General features: G+C 72.7%; 17 protein-coding genes. 10 read left to right on the top strand and 7 right to left on the bottom strand.

The features are described 5' to 3' along the window. Positions 1-103: 103 nt before the first annotated feature. The 4 genes from OG852_RS13890 to OG852_RS13875 all read left to right on the top strand — a co-directional run bounded on the left by OG852_RS13890 (position 104) and on the right by OG852_RS13875 (position 5,520). Positions 104-2,926: a bifunctional acetate--CoA ligase family protein/GNAT family N-acetyltransferase gene (locus tag OG852_RS13890; RefSeq protein WP_330348081.1), complete on the top strand. Its 2,823-nt coding sequence runs from the start codon at positions 104-106 to the stop codon at positions 2,924-2,926. 77 nt (positions 2,927-3,003) lie between these two features. Next, complete coding sequence (locus OG852_RS13885) at positions 3,004-3,600, top strand: DUF5998 family protein (protein ID WP_133914065.1); 597 nt, start codon at positions 3,004-3,006, stop codon at positions 3,598-3,600. Further along, a complete protein-coding gene (locus tag OG852_RS13880) occupies positions 3,600-4,793 on the top strand; it encodes an alkaline phosphatase family protein (RefSeq protein ID WP_330348080.1) in 1,194 nt (397 codons plus the stop codon). Before OG852_RS13885 ends, OG852_RS13880 begins: the two co-directional genes overlap by 1 nt. A gap of 79 nt (positions 4,794-4,872) precedes the next feature. Continuing rightward, the gene (locus OG852_RS13875; RefSeq protein ID WP_133914067.1) at positions 4,873-5,520 is read left to right on the top strand and encodes a thymidine kinase; all 648 of its coding nucleotides are present in this window, start codon (positions 4,873-4,875) and stop codon (positions 5,518-5,520) included. Here OG852_RS13875 and OG852_RS13870 read toward each other — a convergent pair. After that, the gene (locus OG852_RS13870) at positions 5,514-6,599 is read right to left on the bottom strand and encodes a hypothetical protein (RefSeq protein WP_330348079.1); all 1,086 of its coding nucleotides are present in this window, start codon (positions 6,597-6,599) and stop codon (positions 5,514-5,516) included. The genes OG852_RS13875 and OG852_RS13870 overlap by 7 nt on opposite strands. A 484-nt stretch (positions 6,600-7,083) precedes the next feature. Here OG852_RS13870 and OG852_RS13865 point away from each other — a divergent pair, with 484 nt between their 5' ends. Continuing rightward, positions 7,084-7,272 (top strand): hypothetical protein, encoded by a 189-nt coding sequence (locus OG852_RS13865; RefSeq protein ID WP_330348078.1) that lies wholly within the window; start codon positions 7,084-7,086, stop codon positions 7,270-7,272. A gap of 7 nt (positions 7,273-7,279) precedes the next feature. Here OG852_RS13865 and OG852_RS13860 read toward each other — a convergent pair whose 3' ends face one another. Next, positions 7,280-8,083, bottom strand: coding sequence for a VOC family protein (locus OG852_RS13860; RefSeq protein ID WP_330348077.1), 804 nt, complete (start codon positions 8,081-8,083; stop codon positions 7,280-7,282). An 82-nt stretch (positions 8,084-8,165) separates the two neighbouring features. After that, a complete protein-coding gene (locus tag OG852_RS13855; RefSeq protein ID WP_330348076.1) occupies positions 8,166-8,306 on the bottom strand; it encodes a hypothetical protein in 141 nt (46 codons plus the stop codon). Between OG852_RS13855 and OG852_RS13850 the strand changes: the two genes are divergently transcribed. Continuing rightward, complete coding sequence (locus OG852_RS13850; RefSeq protein ID WP_208117209.1) at positions 8,305-9,156, top strand: sulfurtransferase; 852 nt, start codon at positions 8,305-8,307, stop codon at positions 9,154-9,156. The genes OG852_RS13855 and OG852_RS13850 overlap by 2 nt on opposite strands. 138 nt (positions 9,157-9,294) lie before the next feature. Here OG852_RS13850 and sepH read toward each other — a convergent pair whose 3' ends face one another. The 3 genes from sepH to OG852_RS13835 form a co-directional block, all read right to left on the bottom strand. Then, positions 9,295-10,332 carry a septation protein SepH gene (gene sepH / locus OG852_RS13845; RefSeq protein WP_133914073.1) on the bottom strand — a complete coding sequence of 346 codons (1,038 nt, stop codon included), beginning with the start codon at positions 10,330-10,332 and terminating at the stop codon, positions 9,295-9,297. A gap of 372 nt (positions 10,333-10,704) precedes the next feature. Continuing rightward, the gene (locus OG852_RS13840) at positions 10,705-12,021 is read right to left on the bottom strand and encodes a D-arabinono-1,4-lactone oxidase (RefSeq protein WP_133914074.1); all 1,317 of its coding nucleotides are present in this window, start codon (positions 12,019-12,021) and stop codon (positions 10,705-10,707) included. Continuing rightward, positions 11,981-13,219: an MFS transporter gene (locus OG852_RS13835; protein WP_330351445.1), complete on the bottom strand. Its 1,239-nt coding sequence runs from the start codon at positions 13,217-13,219 to the stop codon at positions 11,981-11,983. The genes OG852_RS13840 and OG852_RS13835 overlap by 41 nt, the downstream gene beginning before the upstream one ends. A gap of 227 nt (positions 13,220-13,446) precedes the next feature. On the opposite strand from OG852_RS13835, the gene OG852_RS13830 reads away from it, so the two are divergent. Both OG852_RS13830 and OG852_RS13825 read left to right on the top strand, forming a co-directional pair. Further along, positions 13,447-14,574 carry a ferrochelatase gene (locus tag OG852_RS13830; protein WP_330348075.1) on the top strand — a complete coding sequence of 376 codons (1,128 nt, stop codon included), beginning with the start codon at positions 13,447-13,449 and terminating at the stop codon, positions 14,572-14,574. A gap of 8 nt (positions 14,575-14,582) precedes the next feature. Next, positions 14,583-15,398 (top strand): inositol monophosphatase family protein, encoded by an 816-nt coding sequence (locus tag OG852_RS13825; protein ID WP_133914076.1) that lies wholly within the window; start codon positions 14,583-14,585, stop codon positions 15,396-15,398. A 117-nt stretch (positions 15,399-15,515) separates the two neighbouring features. On the opposite strand, the gene OG852_RS13820 is transcribed toward OG852_RS13825, so the two are convergent. After that, positions 15,516-15,689: a hypothetical protein gene (locus tag OG852_RS13820; RefSeq protein ID WP_166663599.1), complete on the bottom strand. Its 174-nt coding sequence runs from the start codon at positions 15,687-15,689 to the stop codon at positions 15,516-15,518. Positions 15,690-16,105: 416 nt separating this feature from the next. Here OG852_RS13820 and OG852_RS13815 point away from each other — a divergent pair, with 416 nt between their 5' ends. Further along, positions 16,106-16,759, top strand: coding sequence for a response regulator transcription factor (locus OG852_RS13815; RefSeq protein WP_003993508.1), 654 nt, complete (start codon positions 16,106-16,108; stop codon positions 16,757-16,759). Positions 16,760-16,764: 5 nt separating this feature from the next. Continuing rightward, complete coding sequence (locus OG852_RS13810; protein WP_133914077.1) at positions 16,765-18,015, top strand: sensor histidine kinase; 1,251 nt, start codon at positions 16,765-16,767, stop codon at positions 18,013-18,015. Positions 18,016-18,193: the final 178 nt, after the last annotated feature.

The following is an 18,193-nucleotide window of genomic DNA, read 5'->3' as shown; positions in this document are numbered from 1 at the left end:
CGTCCCGTTCCTCTGGCGGTCACCGGATCGCGGCCTCGATCCTGCTTCCGTCCTCCACAGACTGCCCCGCGCCGTTGTCGTACGCGAGCCGTACCCTGGCCCCATGCAGAGCGCCTCGGACCGGCACGAGTACCCCGCCCACTGGGAAGCCGACGTGGTGCTGCGCGACGGCGGCACCGCGCGCGTCCGCCCCATCACCGTCGATGACGCCGAGCGCCTGGTCAGCTTCTACGAGCAGGTCTCGGACGAGTCGAAGTACTACCGCTTCTTCGCGCCCTACCCGCGACTGTCCGCGAAGGACGTCCACCGCTTCACGCACCACGACTTTGTGGACAGGGTGGGACTCGCGGCCACGGTCGGCGGCGAGTTCATCGCAACCGTACGCTATGACCGCATTGGTGCCGACGGCATGGCCGCCTCCGCGCCGGCCGACGAGGCCGAGGTCGCCTTCCTCGTCCAGGACGCCCACCAGGGGCGCGGTGTCGCCTCCGCCCTCCTCGAACACATCGCGGCCGTCGCCCGCGAGCGCGGCATCCGCCGCTTCGCCGCCGAGGTGCTGCCCGCCAACACCAAGATGATCAAGGTGTTCACGGACGCCGGTTACACCCAGCAGCGCAGCTTCGAGGACGGCGTGGTCCGCCTGGAGTTCGACCTCGAACCCACCGCGCGGTCCCTGGCCGTGCAGCGCGCGCGGGAACAGCGCGCCGAGTCCCACTCCGTACGACGGCTGCTGGCCCCCGGCTCCGTCGCCGTCGTCGGCACCGGGCGCACCCCCGGCGGCGTCGGCCGCGGCGTCCTCGGCAACCTCCGGGAAGCCGGCTTCACCGGCGCCCTGCACGCCGTGAACCGTGCCTTCCCCGACGACCTCAAGGAGCTCGACGGCATCCCCGCCCACCGCTCGGTGCGCGACATCGACGGCCCCGTCGATCTCGCGATCGTCGCCGTCCCCGCCGACCAAGTGCCCGAGGTCGTCACCGAGTGCGGCGAACACGGCGTCCAGGGGCTCGTCGTCCTCTCCGCCGGGTACGCCGAGAGCGGCCCCGACGGCCGCGAACGCCAGCGCGCCCTCGTCCGGCAGGCGCGCAGCCACGGCATGCGGATCATCGGCCCCAACGCCTTCGGCGTCATCAACACCTCCCCGCAGGTGCGGCTCAACGCCTCCCTCGCCCCCGAGATGCCGCGCCCCGGCCGCATCGGACTGTTCGCCCAGTCCGGCGCCATCGGCATCGCCCTGCTGTCCCGGCTGCACCGGCGCGGCGGCGGCGTCACCGGCACCACCGGCGTCTCCACCTTCGTCTCCTCCGGCAACCGCGCGGACGTCTCCGGCAACGACGTCCTGCAGTACTGGTACGACGACCCGGACACCGACGTCGCCCTCATGTACCTGGAGTCCATCGGCAACCCCCGCAAGTTCACCCGCCTCGCGCGGCGCACGGCCGCGGCCAAGCCCCTCGTCGTCGTCCAGGGCTCCGGCTCCGCCCCGCAGGGCCACGCCGTCCGCGCGACCCGGCTCCCGCACGCCACCGTGTCGGCCCTGCTGCGCCAGGCCGGCGTGATCCGCGTCGACACCATCACCGAGCTGGTCGACGCGGGCCTGCTGCTCGCCCGCCAGCCCCTGCCGACCGGACCCCGCGTGGCGATCCTCGGCAACTCCGAGTCACTGGGACTGCTGACCTACGACGCCTGCCTCTCCGAGGGACTGCGCCCGCTGCCCCCGCTCGACCTGACGACGGAGGCCTCGGCGGAGGACTTCCACGCCGCGCTCGCGCGGGCGCTGGCCGACGAGACCTGCGACGCGGTCGTGGTGACGGCGATCCCCGCGATCGGCGAGACCTCGCCCAGCGACGCGTCCCTCGCCGAGGCCCTGCGCTCGGCCGCCGCCGCGGCCCCCGCCAAGCCCGTCCTGGTCGTCCACGTGGAACTCGGCGGTCTCGCCGCCGCGCTGTCCGCCGCGACCAGCACCGCGCCCCGCGCCGGAGCGGGCGCACGCACGCGTGGCGCGACCCCGGCACAGCCCGGTGCCCCCCGCGAGGGAACCGCCGCCGCGGGAGCCCCCGAGGGAGCCCACCTCATCCCCGCCTACCCGGCCGCCGAACGGGCCGTACGCGCGCTCGCCGAAGCCGTGAAGTACGCGCAGTGGCGACGCGAGGCCGCCGACCCCGGAAAGGTGCCCGAGTACGAGGACATCGACGAGAAGGGCGCCGCCCGGCTCATCGACGGGCTCCTCTCCCGAGGGCAGGGCCTCACCCTCGGCACCGAGGAGACCTGCGAGCTGCTCGGCCACTACGGCATCCCCACCCGCCGGGCCATCCCCGCGCCCACCCCCGAGGACGCGGTCCGCGCCGCCGGCACCCTCGGCTACCCCGTCGCGCTCAAGGCCACCGCACCCCACCTGCGCCACCGCGCCGACCTGGGCGGCGTCCGCCTCGACCTCGCCGACGAGGAGCAACTGCGCCGAGCGTACGCCGAGTTGACCGAACTGTTCGGAAAGCCGGAGGAGACCCGTCCGGTCGTCCAGGCGATGGCCCCGCGCGGGGTCGACACCGTCGTCCGCGCGGTCATCGACCCGGCCGCCGGCGCGGTGCTGTCCTTCGGGCTCGCCGGGGCGGCCTCCCAACTGCTCGGCGACATGGCCCACCGCCTGGTGCCGGTGACCGACCGCGACGCGACCTCCCTGATCCGCTCCATCCGCACGGCGCCCCTGCTCTTCGGCTGGCGCGGCGCCGCCCCGGTCGACACCCCCGCCCTGGAGGAGCTGCTCCTGCGCGTCTCCCGTCTGGTCGACGACCACCCCGAGGTCGTCGCGGTCACCCTGGAGCCGGTCGTCGTCGCCCGCCACGGCCTCAGCGTCCTCGGCGCCTCGGTCCGCCTCGCCCCGCCCCCGGTCCGCGACGACCTCGGCCCGCGGACCCTGCCGGCCTACTGATCGCCCCCGCGGGCCCCGTCGGCCCGCTGATCCGGGGGCCCACGAGCGGTGCCTCGCAGTCAGTGGGTCCCCGTAGGATGGACCGCATGGCCAAGACCAGTACGACGACCCAGGGGCTGCGCGCGGCGATCGAGCGCAGCGGCTACTACCCGGCCCTCGTGGCCGAGGCGGTGGAGGCCGCCGTGGGCGGCGAGCCCATCCGGTCGTACCTGGTCCACCAGGAGACCACGTTCGACCAGAACGAGGTGCGCCGGCATGTGACGGTGCTGGTCCTCACCGGCAACCGCTTCATCGTCAGCCACACCGACGAGCAGGCCGCCGACACCACCTCCCCGACGCCGTACGCCACGACGTCCACGGAGTCGGTGAAGCTCGGCCGGATCTCCTCGGTCGTCCTCAGCCGCGTCGTCGCGAACCCGGAGTCGTACACGCCGGGCACCCTGCCGCGGGAGGTCGTGCTGACCATCGGCTGGGGCGCCGTCTCCCGCATCGACCTGGAGCCGGCCGCCTGCGGCGACCCCAACTGCGACGCCGACCACGGCTACACGGGCAGCTCCACGGCGGACGACCTCAGCCTGCGCGTCAGCGAGGCGGGCGACGGCCCGGAGACGGTGCGCCAGGCGCTCGCCTTCGCCCAGGCGCTCTCCGAGGCCACCGCGGACACGACCCGCTGATGGCCGCCGCCCCCGCCTCCTGGGACCACCCCGAACCGCTCGCCGTCTCCTCCGCCCCCGTCCCCGAGTACGGCACCGGCTCCCTCGCCGACCTGCTGCCCACGCTGGCCGCCGGCATGGGCGTACCCGGAGTGACCGCGGCGATCGAGGAGCTCACCCCGGCCGACCGCGCCTGCGTCTTCCTGGTCGACGGCCTCGGCTGGGAGCAGATCAAGGCCCACCCGGACGAGGCGCCGTATCTGCACAGCCTCCTCGGCGGCTCGCGAGGCGGCACCGGACGTCCGCTCACCGCCGGCTACCCGGCGACCACCGCGACCTCCCTCGCCTCCGTCGGCACCGGGCTTCCGCCGGGCGCCCATGGCCTGCCCGGCTACACCGTGCGCGATCCCGCCACCGGTGACCTGATGAACCAGCTCCGCTGGCACCCCTGGACCGCGCCGCACACCTGGCAGCCGTACCCCACGGTCTTCCAGCTCGCCGACCGGGCGGGTGTGCACGCCGCGCAGGTCTCCTCGCCCGCCTTCCAGAACACCCCGCTGACCAAGGTCGCGCTCAGCGGCGGCACCTTCCACGGGCGGCTCACCGGCGAGGAGCGCATGGACCTCGCCGCCGAGCAGCTCGCCGCCGGCGACCGCTCGCTCGTCTACACGTACTACGCCGAACTCGACGGCGCGGGCCACCGCTACGGCGTCGCCTCCGACACCTGGCGCGGCCAGCTCATGTACGTCGACCGGCTGGTCCAGCGCCTCGCCGAGCAACTGCCGCCGCGCAGCGCGCTCTACGTCACCGCCGACCACGGGATGCTCGACATCCCCTTCGACGAGCAGCACCGCATCGACTTCGACGAGGACTGGGAGCTGCGCGCCGGCGTCGCCCTCCTCGGCGGCGAGGGCCGCGCCCGCCATGTCTACGCCGTCCCCGGCGCCGAGAACGACGTGCTGACCTGCTGGCGCGAGGTGCTCGGCGAGCAGTTCTGGGTGGCCTCGCGGGACGAGGCGATCGCCGCGGGCTGGTTCGGACCCCACATCGACGAGCGGGTGTACGACCGTCTCGGTGACGTGGTGGCGGCCGCCCGCGACGACGTCCTGATCATCGCCTCCGAGCGGGAGCCGAAGGAGTCGGCCATGGTCGGCAACCACGGCTCGATGACCCCTGCCGAGCAGCTCGTCCCCCTGCTCGAAGTACGCTCCTGACGCCCCCCCTCCCGCTGCGCCGCCGATACCGACGCCGATACCGATACCGACGCAGATACCGAAAGGTGCCCCACCCACCATGCCCGAGCTGGTGTTCTTCTCCGGAACCATGGACTGCGGGAAGTCGACGCTGGCTCTGCAGATCGAGCACAACCGCTCCGCGCGCGGACTGCAGGGCATGATCTTCACCCGGGACGACCGGGCGGGCCAGGGCAAACTCTCCTCCCGTCTGGGCCTGGTCACCGACGCGGTCGAGGTCGAGGACGGCCAGGACCTGTACGTGTACCTCGTCGACCACCTCTCGCAGGGCGGCCGCGCGGACTATGTGATCGCGGACGAGGCGCAGTTCCTCGCCGAGGAGCAGATCGACCAGCTCGCGCGCGTGGTCGACGACCTCGGGATAGACGTCTACGCGTTCGGCATCACCACGGACTTCCGCTCCAAGCTCTTTCCCGGCTCCCAGCGGCTCGTCGAACTCGCCGACCGCGTCGAGGTCCTCCAGGTCGAGGCACTGTGCTGGTGCGGCGCCCGCGCCACCCACAACGCCCGTACGGTCGGCGGCGCCATGGTGGTCGAGGGCGCGCAGGTCGTCGTCGGGGACGTCGACCAGGCGGACACCGTCGCCTACGAGGTCCTGTGCCGCCGGCACTTCCGGCGCCGTATGACGAGCGCCTCCGCCCGCGCCGGCGCGCTCTCCCCGGACGTCCTGCCCGTCTCCCCCTACTGACCGCGCGGGCGCCGCACGCCGGCCTCCACCCGGTCCAGGAGACGGCGCGGCCGTTCCAGCGATCTGCTCCGGTCGGGCTCGGCGCCGTCCGCCGCCCGCGAGGCGCGCCCCCGCTGCGGTTCCTGGTGGGCGGCGTGACGGACCAGGGTGAGCCACAGGCGTACGGCCCGTTCCACGGCGGCCCAGCGGTCCGGCGCGGAGTCCTCGGCGTACGCGCGCTCCTCGGGGTAGAGCCGTACGAGGTCATGGAACCGGTAGCGGACCCGGCCGGTGTCGTCGGACACCAGGGCCTCCAGCAGATGGGCCTCGACCAGCGCCTCCGCCGGCCGTTCGGCCTCGGGCACGGAGACGCCGAGCAGCGGTGAGCCGAGCCAGGGCGCCAGATCGACCGGCCCCGGCAGACCCGGCCGCCGGAACGCCAGCCGCTCCCGTTCCGACAGGCCCCGATAGCTGCGGGCGATGCCGCCCCGCACATCCCGACCGCCCGAGCGCAGCTCGTCCAGCCTGCGGTGTTCGTCCCGCAGCCGGGCCGCCAGACCGGCCAGGGCCACCGGCGACGGGCGCCGAGCCGGGAGCCCACGACGCGTACCGCCGGCGGCAGCCCGCCGCACAGCCGTGCGAGGTCGAGCGCGGCCGACGGCTCGGCCGCCACCCGGTCGGATCCGACCAGACCGCCCAGCAGCTCGACCGTGGACCGCACCCCGCGCGCGCAGCCGGATGCGGGCTGACGCGTCCAGCCCGGTCGGCTGGCGGCGGCCGGTGACCAGGGCGGCGCTGCCACCGGTCCCCGGCAGCAGGGGCTGGACCTGGCGCTCCCCGGTGGCGTCGTCCAGCACCACCAGGACCCGGCGGCGAGCCGGCACGGTGCGGTGCAGCGCGGTGCGTTCGGAGAGCGCGCCGGGCACGTGCTCCGCGCGTACGCGCAGCGCCCGCAGGAACTCCGCCACGACCTCGGCCGGACGGGCGGCGCGGGCGGGATCGGCGCCGCGCAGGTCCGCGTACAGCCGCCCGTCGGGAAAGGACGCCGTCACCCGGTGCGCGACGTGCAGGGCGAGCGCCGACTTGCCGACCCCGCCCATGCCGTGCACGACACAGACCCGCCCCGGGACTGCGCCCCGGCGCCGTCGGCCCCGGTGAGCGCCGCGACCAGCCGCTCGGTCTCCGTCCGGCGCCTCGTCAGGGAGCCCACCGCGGCGGGTAGTTGTTCCGGTGTCCGGGACCCGCCCCCTACGGCGTTCACCGCGACCGGTTACGGGACGAGCCCGGGAAGGCTGCTGCCGGGGCCGAGGACATCGTGTCGGTGAAGGGCAGGTTCGTCGATGTCTCCCAGTCCTTGACGGGCTGTCAGGCGGAGGCGGGCACCCGGCTGCTGGGCGACGGACGGCAGAAGTGGCTGACCCTCAGGCTTCGGCTAGGCGAGGGCGAGAAGGACGCGCTGGGCCGTCTGGAGGGCGACCGGGCGTTCCGGACGCTCGACGCGCGCCGGCGGACCTGCATGGCCGACGCGGGGTTCAAGGCCGCGACACCCGCGCATCTCGTGACGTCACTGCCGCCGGGTCCGACGTGCGCCGCGACCCCGCCGTCCGGGGGGACTTTCGCTGCAAGGCGCGTACGGACTGTCTGCGGACCGCCTACGCCAGGCTCGCCGCGATGCAGCAGCGGTGGCTGGACGCCCACCCCGACGTCCTCGCGGGCCGTACGGCGCTGTTCCAGCGGCAGCAGTCCGCCGCCGACCGCGTCCTGGGCGCCTGACCGCGTCTCAGCGGGGGCCCTCGATCAGGGCGAAGCGGGCGCCCTCGGGATCCGTCACGGTGGCCACGCGCCCGTAGGCGCTGTCCCGGGCCGGCCCGAGGACGTGTCCGCCCAGGTCGGTGACGAGGTCGAGCGCCCGGTCCGCGTCGGCCACCTCGAAGTACGTCACCCAGTGCGGCCCCCGGTCGCGGGGCAGCGAGGTGCCCACCCCGTGGATGCCGGCGACGGGACGGCCGCCGATGTGCAGGGTGACGTAGTCGAAGTCGGCGGACACCTCCGCCTCCTGGGTGTAGCCGAACACCGTTTCGTAGAACTTGGCGACGCTCGCGGTCTCGAAGGTCACCAGCTCGTTCCAGGCGGGGGTGCCGGGCAGCCCGCTGATGTCCGTGCCGCGGTGGGCCGCCGCCTGCCAGATGCCGAAGACGGCACCGGAGGGATCGGAGCCGATCGCGAGGCGTCCGGCCTCGGCGGCGTCCAGCGGGCCGACCCCGATGGTGCCGCCGCACAGCCGCACGGTCTCGGCGCTCGTGTCCACGTCGTCGGAGGCGAGATACGGCGTCCAGGCGACCGGGAGATGGCGGTCCGGGGGCAGTTGGCCGATCCCGGCCACCTCCCGGCCGTCGAGGAGGGCGCGTACGTAGGGGCCGAGCTGCTGCGGACCGGGTTGGAATTCCCAACCGAAGAGTTCGCCGTAGAACTCCTGGGTGCCCGTCAACCCGTGCACCATCAGACTCACCCAGCAGGGTGTACCGGGCGCGTACCGGGCATGCGCGGTGCCGTTCAGGCCGGCGGACCCAGGTGCCTCGGTCATCGTCCCTCTCTCCTCGGCCCCCTCGCGGTGGCCGTGTCGCTTCCGCCCTCGGAGGATGCCTGATGGGGGGTTTCTCCGCGGTTCACGCGCGGTTGTCGCCGTCTGTCGATCGCCTGTACGGCATGTGCTCGATCCCGTACGCCTCGTGATCGAGCGTGTCCGGCCGAGCAGAGTAGCCGGAGCTGAGCGTGGGGGCCACCCCGTGCGCGAGGATGGTGGACATGAACGCCATCATCACCGCAACCGAACTCGCCGGCGACCTGGCGGGGGAGAACCCGCCCGTCGTCCTCGACGTCCGCTGGCAGCTCACCGTGGCGAAGGCGGCGGGCGAGCCGCCCTTCGACGGTCGGGCCGCCTACGCCGCCGGACATGTGCCCGGCGCGGTCTATGTCGACCTCGACCGTGAGCTCGCGGGCGCGGCGGGTGCCGCCGGCCGCCATCCGCTGCCCCCTCTCGCGGAGTTCGGCGCGGCGATGCGCCGGGCCGGTGTGTCCGCCGACCGGCCGGTGGTCGTGTACGACGGAGGACAGGGCTGGGCGGCGGCCCGCGCGTGGTGGCTGCTGCGCTGGACCGGCCACCCCGACGTGCGGGTCCTCGACGGCGGGCTGCCGCAGTGGCGGGGGGAGCTCTCGACCGAGGTCCCCGCGCGCGTGGAGGGCGACTTCGAGCCGGTGGCAGGCGCCACGGGTCTCCTCGACGCGGACGGCGCCGCCGAACGGGCGCGGTCCGGGGTGCTGTTCGACGCGCGCGCGGGGGAGCGGTACCGGGGCGAGGTCGAGCCGATCGACCGGGTCGGAGGGCACATCCCGGGCGCGGTGTCCGCGCCCACCACCGAGAACGTGGGTCCCGACGGCCGTTTCCTGCCGGCCGAGGAACTGCACGACCGCTTCAAGGCGCTGGGGGCGTCGGACGGCGCCGAGGTGGGCGTGTACTGCGGTTCGGGCGTCTCGGGCGCCCATGAGGTGCTGGCGCTGGCGGTGGCGGGCATCCCGGCCGCCCTGTACGTGGGCTCCTGGTCGGAGTGGTCCTCGGACCCGTCCCGGCCGGTGGCCGTGGGCCCCGATCCGCAGTGACGTGCCTCGCATCCGGGCACGGGAAAGGGGCCGCACCGAACAGGTGCGGCCCTTTCGTACGTATGAACCGGCGTGCGAACCGATGTGGTCGAACCGGCGGGTGCCGGGACCGGGTTGCCCGACGGCGACCCGGGCCCGTTACTCCTGTTTCTTGCGGCGGGTCCCGAACACGATCTCGTCCCAGCTCGGCACCGCGGCCCGGCGGCCCGGACGGACACCGTCCGCCTCGGCCTGGCGGTCGGTGGCGCCGATCAGCCGGTCGCGGTGGCTGCCCACCGAGCGCGGCATGAGGACGTCGGCGTAGGCGGAGCCGGCGGAGGCTGCGGGCGCCGGGGGCTCCTCGGCCTCCGGCTCCTGGTCCTCGGGCTCCTCCGAGGGCTCGGCGGGGCGCTCCGGGACGACCATGTCGCCACGGAAGCTCGGCACCGCCTCGAGGAGGCTGGTCAGCGAGTCCCGCTCGCGCTCGCCGGTGCTCTCCTCGGCCGGTTCGGACGGCTGGGAGGGCAGGCTCGGCCGCTCCAGCGCGCGGTCCATCGACCGGTCGCGCGGGAGCCGCGCGATGCGCGGGACGAACGGAAAGCTGGGCTCCGGGGCGGCGAGGTCGTCGGACTCGCCGATCAGCGAGCGCGCCTCGTCGTCGACGGCCTGGACGAGCCGCCGGGGCGGGTCGTACGTCCAGCTCGCCGAGTGCGGTTCACCCGCGACGCGGTAGACGAGCAGGACCTCCCAGGTGCCGTCGTCGCGACGCCAGGAGTCCCACTGGACGGTGTCCTTCTCGGCGCCGCGCAGCAGCAGCCGCTCCTGGACGGCCTCGCCGAGCTGGGGCCCCGCGGCGTTCTCGCCGGGCCTGCGGACGGGTGTCTTGCGGGCCCGCTCCGCCATGAAGGCGCGCTCGGCCAGCACGGGACCCTCGAACCGGCGGACGCGGTCGACGGGGATGCCTGCCATCTGCGCGACTTCTTCCGCTGTCGCGCCGGCTCGTATACGCGCCTGGATGTCACGGGGGCGGAGATGGCTCTCCACCTCGATCTCGATCTGGCCGAGGCGGGGACGGTCGCCGCGGACGGCGGCGCGCAGACGCTCATCGATCGGAAGCGTGTACTCCGTGCTGTCCGCAGCCTTCAGCACCAGCCGTGTGCCGTCATTCGAGACGGCCACGACACGCAGTTCGGGCATGGGGACCTCCCGGGTGGTGCCTGCCGACGTCACGTGCGTCGCTGCTTCCGCTAGTCGAGTGTGGCCTGCCCGGGTGCAGCCTGCCACAACCTTGCCGAGTTGCCCGGCGTGTCGGGCGCGGGCCCTGGATCGCCGTTATGGCACGGTTACCTATTCGCCACGCTAAGTGACCAACGCCGTCACCCTGTGCAACTAGTCCCCTCCCGGCGGTCCAGCAAGGCCCAGGACACCCTGTGGGGAGCCCGGGCCCAAGGCTGGCAACAGTACTCCATTTGGGCCACGTGCGTGGATTGGCGCGCCGCCCAACTTCTGGCAAGACGTGGGACTTGGCCGTCCGTTACGCGGTTTCTGTGATCTTGAAAGTGGTGCACTTCACCCAAGAACCCTCCGCAAGTAGTCGTTCTGGAACAGACGGTCGGGGTCCAGCCGGTCGCGCAACGCGGTGAACTCACCGAAACGCGGATAGACCCGGTCGAAGTACTCCGCGTCGCGCGTATGCACCTTTCCCCAGTGCGGCCGGCCCTCGTGCGCGGTGAAGATCCGCTCGGCGGCGGTGAAGTACCCCTGGTAGGCCGTCCCCTTGACCATGTGGACGGCGATGTACGCGCTGTCACGGCCGGAGGCGGTGGACAGCGTGATGTCGTCGGCCGGCGCGGTGCGCACCTCCACCGGGAAGCTGACCTTCAGGCCCGAGCGCTCGACCATCGCCTTCAGCTCGCGCAGCGTCTCGGTGACGGCCGCGCGCGGGACGGCGTACTCCATCTCCACGAAGCGCACCCGGCGCGGAGACGTGAAGACCTTGTAGGGGATGTCGGTGTAGCTGCGCGCCGACAGCGCCTTGCTGGAGACCTGGGCGATCGCCGGGATGGTGGCGGGCACCGCCCGGCCCACCCACTGCGCCACCTGGAAGACGCCGTTGGAGAGGAACTCGTCCTCGATCCAGCCCGAGACCCGGCTCACCGGCTTGCGCGGGCCCGCGCTGCGGTTGTTGCGCTTGGTGTTGGTGTTTCCGGTGTGCGGGAACCAGTAGAACTCGAAGTGCTCGTTCTCGGCCCACAGCTCGTCGAAGTCGGCGAGCACCTTGTCGAACGGCATCGGCTCCTCGCGCGCGGTGAGGAGGAAGACCGGCTCCACGGCGAAGGTGATCGCGGTGACGATGCCCAGGGCGCCGAGACCGATCCGGGCGGCCGCGAACACCTCCGGGTTCTCCTTCTCCGAACAGCTCAGCACCGAGCCGTCCGCCGTCACCAGCTCCAGACCCTTGATCTGCGCCGCGATCGAGGCGGAGTCGCGGCCGGTGCCGTGGGTGCCGGTGCTGGTGGCCCCCGAGACCGTCTGCTCCATGATGTCGCCCATGTTGGTGAGCGAGAGGCCCTCGCGCGCGAGCGCCAGGTTGAGTCTCTTGAGCGGTGTGCCGGCCTCCACCGTGACGGTCATGGTGTCACGGTCGATCTTGCGGATGCCGGTCAACAGCTGAGGACGGATCAACACACCGTCCGTGGCGGCGATCGAGGTGAAGGAATGGCCGGTACCGACCGCCTTCACCTTCAGCCCGTCCTCGGCCGCCCGGCGCACCGCCGCGGTCAGCTCGTCGACGGAGGCGGGCGTGACCTCCCGCGCGGGACGGGCGGTCACATTGCCGCCCCAGTTACGCCACGTGCCGTTCTTCCCGCTCGCTGTGGTGCTCAACGGTGCCTCCCCGACCCGGAGCCGGCCTGCTCAGCCGGCGGTACCCGAGGAAACCGACCGTGACCGCGACGGCCCCGGACACCGCCGGAACCCCGTACCCGGCCTGTGCCCCGGCCGCGTCGATGACCCAGCCGGCGATGGAGGAGCCGAGCGCCACCCCGACCGCGAGCCCGGTGCTGATCCAGGTCATGCCCTCGGTCAATTGTGCGCGTGGTACGTGCTCTTCGATGAGGGACATGGTGGTGATCATCGTGGGAGCGATGGCCAGTCCCGCAGCGAACAGCGCCACGGCCAGAAACGGCAAGTTTCCGACCAGTAGGAGGGGGATCATACTCACGGCCATCATGAACACGCCCAGCAGCCAGCGCCTTTCCGGCGCTCCCTCGAGCCGCAGCAGCCCGAAGACCAGCCCGGCGACGCAGGAACCGGCCGCGTAGAGCGCCAGGACCACGCTCGCGGCACCCTTGTGGCCCTGCTCGTCGGCGAAGGCGACGGTGACCACGTCGACCGCCCCGAAGATCGTGCCGGTCGCCACGAAGGTGACCACCAGGACCCGTAGCCCCGGCGAGCGCAGCGCGCTGCCCGTGCCGCGCTGCTCACGCGGGTGCGGCTCGGGCTCCGTGGCCCGCTGCGCCGTGAGCCAGAAGACCCCGACGGCCAGGAAGCAGGCCGCCAGCAGCGGGCCCGCCTCCGGGAACCAGACGGTGGACAGACCGATCGAGATGATCGGCCCGAAGATGAAGCACACCTCGTCGACCACGGACTCGAAGGAGTACGCGGTGTGCAGCTGCGGGGTGCCGCGGTACAGGGCCGCCCAGCGGGCCCTGACCATCGCACCGAGACTCGGCACCGCGCCGATGCCCGCGGCGCACACGAACAGCGTCCAATCGGGCCACCGCACGTGCGCGGCCAGCAGCAGTCCGGCGGCCGCGGCCAGCGCGACCAGCGTCGCCGGGCGCAGCACCCTGCGCTGGCCGTACTGGTCCACCAGGCGCGATATCTGCGGCCCCACCACCGCCGCCGCCAGCGCGATGGTCGCCGACAGCGCGCCCGCGAGGCCGTAGCGCCCGGTGAGCTGGGAGACCATCGTGACCACGCCGATGCCCATCATCGACAGCGGCATCCGGCCGAGGAACCCCGCGGCGGAGAAACCCTTGGAGCCGGGAGCGGCGAACAGGGCGCGGTAGGGGCTGGGCACGGTGTCTCCGGTCGGTCCGGTCACGCGCGCGTGGCGGCTCCGCGCGGCGATGAGGTGAAAAGCGGCTCGTCGGTGCGTGCCCGGTAACGCTCGGTAAGGCGCGAAGGCAGCTCATACAGCTTACGAGTTGGGGAACCCCAATGCACCGGAGCGTACGCCCGGCGGGCGGCCCCCGGTGGGCCACCCGCCGTTTCCCGGCTGTCAGCGGCGGGTGGCAGGATCGACTCATGCCAGACGCGCTCGATGCCACCCCCTACGACGCCCTGCTCCTGCTCTCCTTCGGCGGCCCGGAAGGCCCGGACGACGTGGTCCCGTTCCTGGAGAACGTGACCCGCGGGCGCGGCATCCCGAAGGAACGCCTCAAGGAGGTCGGGCAGCACTACTTCCTGTTCGGCGGGGTCAGCCCCATCAACGACCAGAACCGCGCCCTGCTGGACGCCCTGCGCAAGGACTTCGCCGGCCACGGCCTGGACCTGCCGGTCTACTGGGGCAACCGCAACTGGGCCCCGTACCTCACCGACACCCTGCGCGAGATGGTCGCCGACGGCCGCCGCCGCGTCCTCGTCCTCGCCACCAGCGCCTACGCCTCCTACTCGGGCTGCCGCCAGTACCGCGAGAACCTCGCCGACTCGCTGGCCGCCCTGGAGGCCGAGGGCCTGCCGCTGCCCGAGGTCGACAAACTGCGGCACTACTTCAACCACCCGGGCTTCCTGGAGCCCATGATCGACGGCGTCGTCCGCTCCCTCGCCGACCTCCCCGAGGACGTCCGCGACGGCGCCCACATCGCCTTCTCCACCCACTCGATCCCCGTCGCCTCCGCCGACACCTCCGGCCCGGTCGAGGACCACGGGGACGGCGGGGCGTACGTGAAGCAGCACCTGGACGTCGCCCGCGTGATCGCCGACGCCGTCCGCGAGCGCACCGGCGTCGACCACCCCTGGCAGCTCGTCTACCAGTCCCGCTCCGGCGCCCCCCACATCCCGTGGCTCGAGCCCGACATCTGCGACCACCTCGAAGAACGCCACGCGGCCGGCGTCCCCGCGGTCGTGATGGCCCCCATCGGCTTCGTCTCCGACCACATGGAGGTCCTCTACGACCTCGACACGGAGGCCACGGCCAAGGCCGAGGAGCTGGGCCTGCCGGTGCGCCGCTCCGCCACCGTCGGCGCCGACCCCAGGTTCGCCGCCGCGATCCGCGAGCTCGTCCTGGAGCGCGCCGCCGCCGAGAGCGGACGGCGGGCCGCCCCCTGCGCCCTGGGCGCGCTCGGGGCGAGCCACGACCTCTGTCCCGTCGGGTGCTGCCCGGCCCGTGCGCCCCGGCCGGCCGCCGCGGGCGTCGACAGCCCCTACGCGTGAGGAACCCCGTGACCGACCCCCTGCACTCGGACCTGCTCGAGCTCGCGAAGGAGGCCGCCCGCCGGGCCGGTGAGCTGCTGCGCGACGGCCGCCCGGCCGACCTCGCGGTGGCCGCCACCAAGTCGAGCCCGATCGACGTCGTCACCGAGATGGACATCGCCGCCGAGAAGCTGATCACCGGCCTGATCTCCGAGCACCGCCCCGACGACGGCTTCCTCGGCGAGGAGGGCGCCTCCAGCACTGGCAGCAGCGGCATCCGCTGGGTGATCGACCCCCTCGACGGCACGGTCAACTATCTGTACGGCCTGCCCACCTGGGCGGTCTCCATCGCCGCCGAGCAGGACGGCGAGACCGTCGTCGGGGTCGTGGAGATCCCGATGCGCGGGGAGTCGTACCACGCGGTACGCGGCGGGGGTGCCCGGGCCACCGGCGCCTGGGCGGGTGAGCGGGAGCTGTCCTGCCGTCCCGCGGCCCCTCTCGACCAGTCCCTGGTCTCCACCGGCTTCAACTACGTCACCGAGGTCCGCACCCACCAGGCCGACGTGGCCCGGCGGCTCATCCCGCTGCTGCGGGACATCCGCCGCAGCGGCTCCGCCGCCGTCGACCTGGCCGACGTGGCCGCCGGCCGCCTCGACGGCTACTACGAGCGCGGCCTGCACCCCTGGGACCTCGCGGCGGGCGACCTGATCGCCCGGGAGGCGGGCGCGCTGACCGGTGGACGCCCCGGAGAGCGCCCCTCACGCGATCTCGCGATCGCCGCCACCCCGGCCGTCTTCGAGCCCCTCCAGCGCCTCCTGGAGGACTTCGGCGCCTGGCACGACTGACGGCCGCAGCCGCGCCCCCCACGCACCGGCGGCGCGGACCGCGCACACGAAGGGGCCCCGGCGCTGGATTCGCCGGAGCCCCTCCGTCTACGCGTGCGAACGACGCGTACCAACCGCTCAGACGCTTGTCGCGCCGACCTCCACACCGTGTTCGGCGGCGAGGCGGCGCAGGTCGTCGAGCTCTGCCTGCTCCACCTCGACGAGGAAGTCGTCGCCCTCGTCGAGAGCCCGGGTCAGATCGGACTCGGTCGCCCTTATGCGCTGCAGAAGTCCTGCGGTGAATGCGTCCATGCTGCGCCCCCTCGTCCTGGGTCGTGGGTCGATGGCACGGGGGTGTGCCGGTTCGGGAAGGGGCGATCACGTCTCCAGTAGGTGCCCAGCGCTGCCCTGCCGGGCGGCGACGGTGCCGGACACCCACGCCCACTCTGCGGCAAGCGGATCGCGGAGTACCACATGGTGTTGTGGCACATGCAGAGCGTGATCGCGGGGTGTAAAGCCGTCCTCCCCCCGCTCCCTTCCACGGAAACCTCAACCCCACGAGAAAATTTCGCATTCCCGGGCTTCATACCTGTCCTTCATGGCGCCCTCACCGTCTTACCGCCGACTTATGGCCGAAAAGGGCAGGATGGAAGCTCACACTCACCAAGACCCCTGCCCACGCGCGCTCACGGAGCGCTACGCGGGTGGACACAGGAAGGACAAGCGACGTGCGCGTACTCGTCGTCGAGGACGAGCAACTGCTCGCCGATGCGGTGGCCACCGGACTGCGCCGGGAGGCCATGGCCGTCGACGTCGTGTACGACGGTGCGGCCGCCCTGGAGCGCATCGGCGTCAACGACTACGACGTGGTCGTCCTCGACCGTGACCTCCCGCTCGTCCACGGCGACGACGTCTGCCGCAAGATCGTCGAGCTCGGCATGCCCACGCGCGTGCTGATGCTGACGGCCTCCGGCGACGTCAGCGACCGCGTCGAGGGCCTGGAGATCGGCGCCGACGACTACCTTCCCAAGCCCTTCGCCTTCAGCGAGCTCATCGCACGCGTGCGTGCGCTCGGCCGGCGCACCAGTGTGCCGCTGCCGCCCGTCCTGGAGCGCGCCGGCATCAAGCTCGACCCGAACCGCCGCGAGGTCTTCCGCGACGGCAAGGAGGTCCAGCTCGCGCCGAAGGAGTTCGCCGTCCTGGAGGTGCTGATGCGCAGTGAGGGCGCCGTGGTCTCCGCCGAGCAGCTCCTGGAGAAGGCGTGGGACGAGAACACCGACCCGTTCACCAACGTCGTGCGCGTGACGGTCATGACGCTCCGCCGCAAGCTCGGCGAACCCCCGGTGATCGTCACGGTCCCCGGCTCCGGCTACCGGATCTGATCCCCGTGGCCGCCGCACCCGCGCCTCCCCAGGCGCCTCCGAAGCCCACCTGGGACCCCAGGAGGCCGCAGGCCCCCTTCCCCTGGCTGCGCCCGACCATCCGCATACGCCTGACCCTGCTGTACGGCGGCATGTTCCTGATCGCGGGCATCCTGCTGCTGTCGATCATCTACCTGCTGGCCGCGCAGGCCATCAACACGGGCAACCAGCCGCCGTTCAAGATCGCGAGCGGTGAGGACATCAAGGTCACCAGCGAGGTCTGCTCGACGGTCAACAACGCGCTGAACATCCCGCTGTCCGACTTCAACGCGGCGATCAGCACCTGTATCGACCACCAGCGCCAGGCCGCCCTGGACAACCTCCTCAGCCGCTCCCTGCTGGCCCTGCTGGGCCTCGCCGTGATCGCCTTCGCCTTCGGGTACGCCATGGCCGGACGCGTCCTGTCCCCGCTCGGCCGGATCACCCGCACCGCGCGCGCGGTGGCCGGTTCGGACCTCTCCCGGCGGATCGAGCTGGACGGCCCGGACGACGAGCTGAAGGAGCTGGCCGACACCTTCGACGACATGCTGGAGCGCCTGCAGCGGGCCTTCACCGCCCAGCAGCGCTTCGTCGGCAACGCCTCGCACGAGCTGCGGACGCCGCTGGCGATCAACCGCACCCTGCTCGAGGTGCACCTGTCCGATCCGCAGGCACCCGTGGAGCTGCAACAGCTCGGCAAGACCCTGCTGGCCACCAACGAGCGCAGCGAGCAGCTCGTGGAGGGCCTGCTGCTGCTCGCCCGCAGCGACAACCAGATAGTCGAACGCAAGCCCGTGGACCTCGCCGAGGTCGCCGAGCAGGCCATCGACCAGGTGCACGCGGAGGCCGAGGCCAAGGGCGTGGTGATCCGCGGCGAGCAGAAGCCCGCCGTCGTCCAGGGCAACGGCGTCCTGCTGGAGCGCATCGCCCTGAACCTGCTGCAGAACGCCGTGCGCTACAACGTCCCGGAGGACGGCTGGGTCGAGGTGACCACCGAGGTACAGCACGGGCACGCCGTTTTGGTCGTGTCCAACACGGGTCCGGTCGTCCCGGCGTACGAGATCGACAACCTCTTCGAGCCGTTCCGGCGGCTGCGCACGGAGCGCACGGGCAGCGACAAGGGGGTCGGGCTCGGGCTGTCCATCGTGCGGTCCGTGGCGCGGGCGCACGGCGGGCACATCGCGGCCCAGCCACGTGAGGGGGGAGGGCTCGTGATGCGGGTCACTCTGCCCATCTGAGATCATGTCGCCGACACACGCGGGGATGTTCGCTTTGCGCGGAATTTTCAGGGCTCCGGCCCAGCATCCCCATGTGTGATCGATCACAGGGGCGAATTTCCGGCCATCTACTCTCCGTGATCATGACGACTGCCGGAAAGCCCGGAAAATCCGGGTTTTCGGGGGTCGTGATCACGGG

Source organism: Streptomyces sp. NBC_00582 (genome assembly GCF_036345155.1).
Classification (GTDB): domain Bacteria; phylum Actinomycetota; class Actinomycetes; order Streptomycetales; family Streptomycetaceae; genus Streptomyces.
Note: the sequence above shows the minus strand (reverse complement) of the source record. Positions and strands in the feature narration are given on the sequence as shown.